A 756-nucleotide genomic window follows, 5' to 3' on the forward strand; every position below is an offset into this window, starting at 1 on the left:
GGAGCGGAAGCCGGCAGTGACGGCTTTTTTCCATCGATCGTGGTGGATAATCTCGGGGCAAGATCGGCGATGCTCTCAGCCGTGATGAAACTGTCGGATGGGAACATCACTAAATCGTCGTCACCGGATGGATTGCGCGCAGATGCGCGGCGGCGGGGGATGTCGCGCCATCATCCCTCTACGACCTGGCGCTCGCACCACAGCGTTGTGCCAACATCCCCGGTGAAAGTCCGCCAGTCGACAAGGCATTTTTCCGGACGGTGGTGAGGAATGGCACGCTAGCGATGACCGCATCGACAAATTCGTCCCCCGGCCGGGGCTCCTGCTCGGAGAATTGTTAATCACGAGGAGATCGACGCGCCGCTTGGTCGCGCGGGCCACTACAACTGCGGCGTCGGCAAACCCACTAGCATCAAGCTTGCAGGATATGGCGCCGCTGCCGAGTGGCTGGCAGATCGAAATCTCGTGCCCTGTCGCAATGTCGAGCGCGACCATGGTTTTTATGCCGTCGCGCCCTTCAGGTTTGCTGAACGAAGCCGCCGACGTGCACGCCTTGCCGCATGAGACTCCTGGGGTAAGTCGGCGAGCAGCTCACAAGCGTCCTGTTTCGCCGGTAGAGGATTGCCGCGACGCGCTTCGGATCGATGTCGGCAAGCTTGGTGATCATGACCGTGATCCTCTAGAGCGGGATGGGATTAGATTGAATCGATTGAGGATTCCCAAATCAGATCGGTTCTGATTCAACATGCTGGCTGG

General features: G+C 59.3%; 2 protein-coding genes. Both read right to left on the reverse strand.

What is annotated here, in order from left to right; all coding sequences use genetic code 11:
• Nucleotides 1-120 precede the first annotated feature (120 nt).
• Nucleotides 121-495, reverse strand: a complete 375-nt coding sequence (locus AC5ZG1_RS44090; protein ID WP_463331869.1) for a DUF2478 domain-containing protein — start codon at nucleotides 493-495, stop codon at nucleotides 121-123.
• Between the two features lie 22 nt (nucleotides 496-517).
• On the reverse strand, nucleotides 518-667 hold the full coding sequence (locus AC5ZG1_RS44095) for a hypothetical protein (protein WP_165421643.1): 150 nt from the start codon (nucleotides 665-667) through the stop codon (nucleotides 518-520).
• Nucleotides 668-756 lie beyond the last annotated feature (89 nt).

The sequence above is a fragment of the Bradyrhizobium sp. Leo78 genome (assembly GCF_059512425.1).